3 protein-coding genes are annotated in these 1,406 nt (G+C 35.4%); all 3 read left to right on the forward strand.

The genetic code is table 11. The features are described from left to right. Positions 1-42 precede the first annotated feature (42 nt). From DW657_RS17585 to DW657_RS13835, 3 genes are read left to right on the forward strand one after another with little or no spacing between them, the layout of a single operon-like run. Positions 43-237 carry a hypothetical protein gene (locus tag DW657_RS17585; RefSeq protein ID WP_147381955.1) on the forward strand — a complete coding sequence of 65 codons (195 nt, stop codon included), beginning with the start codon at positions 43-45 and terminating at the stop codon, positions 235-237. Positions 238-242: 5 nt separating this feature from the next. After that, a complete protein-coding gene (locus tag DW657_RS13830) occupies positions 243-530 on the forward strand; it encodes a hypothetical protein (RefSeq protein WP_118313063.1) in 288 nt (95 codons plus the stop codon). Between the two features lie 3 nt (positions 531-533). Next, positions 534-917 (forward strand): YopX family protein, encoded by a 384-nt coding sequence (locus tag DW657_RS13835; protein ID WP_118313064.1) that lies wholly within the window; start codon positions 534-536, stop codon positions 915-917. Positions 918-1,406: the final 489 nt, after the last annotated feature.

Consider the following 1,406-nt stretch of genomic DNA (forward strand, 5'->3'; position numbering starts at 1 on the left):
TAGCTTGACACAGTTTAGTTTACACTCTCGAGTAAAGTAGAAATGAAAAGAACACAACTATCAGAAAAGTTTGGTATAGATACAATTTGTGAGCTTTTCTGTATGTTTGCACGTGGAAGAAGAAAAATTCCACCAGAAGCTTGCTATGACCCAAGTAGAGATATAGAGGTAAGAGCACATTGCAGAGAAGCGGAAAACGCCCTCGCTGCTTATTTTAATATAAAATTGATAGATTAATAGTTATGGTTAAACCTTACAGAATCAAGCATAAGGCTAGCGGATATTTCTACCAACGTTACAATGGAAGTAACCTTGGTAAGAAAGGCAGAGTGTATATAAACACTCAATCACCACTTACAATGTGTGATAATGAGAACTTTATACGTATTCAGATTCGTCACAACACTTTAGCTTATAAGGCATTGAGAGATATGCTTTCCAAATATGCTATAGGTAAAGATGATGAGGGTGAATGGCATAGTACATCTTACAGAGTTCCGAAAAGTGAATTTGAAAAAGAAGAATTATAGCGTATGAAAACAGAAAATATCAAGTTCAAGGCAAAGCGTCTTGACAATAGCGAGTGGGTGGAAGGTGACCTTTTACATAAAGGGAACAAGGTTTATATCTACTGCCCACATATCAATGAAAGAGGATTTATGGTTACGAATATACAAGTTGACCCTACTACAGTCTGTATGTTCACAGGGCTGAAAGACTGCAAAGGCAATGAGATTTGGGAAGGTGATATGATAAAAAGTCCATATCTTGAAAACGTAGCCACAGTAGAATGGGATGATTCTTTATGTGGTTTTAAATGCGTAGATGATAGAAGACATATTAATTATTCTCTTAGAGCTATCGTTGAAAGTTCTGGGTGGTCTTTTGTTGACAATAAATTCGATAAGGAGATGTAGCGTATGAGAATACAAACCGCATTGAATGATAAGCTCAAAAAGCTTAGTTCGCATCACACATTTATCCCAGATTGGGTACATAATTGTGCAGAATGGGATGATTGTAACATTCTTATTCAAAAGTTTGAACAGAAAAATAAATAGCGTATGGAGAAACAAATAGTCTTAGACGAACAAGATATTAAAGAGTTCCACGAGGATGCGGAGCATCTACGTTGGTTATATAACAGAATGGTGTGTGAGTATGGTGAAAGCGTCAACTTTGATTACATGCACCGTTTTGCCAAGATATTCAATAAATTAAAGCAATTATAGCGTATGAAGGTTAGATTAGAAAAAATAATGGAGGAAAAGTAATATGGAAGCAGGACAATTATTAGTGCTATTGTTGTCGTTTTGCGCTTTAGCATTACATATCAAAAATCGTAGAAGAAAGGGTTAATTATGAACAAAACAGATTTACATTCATCATTGCTCTTCCTGATGCTT

This window comes from Prevotella sp. AM23-5 (assembly GCF_003473645.1).
Classification (GTDB): domain Bacteria; phylum Bacteroidota; class Bacteroidia; order Bacteroidales; family Bacteroidaceae; genus Prevotella; species Prevotella copri_A.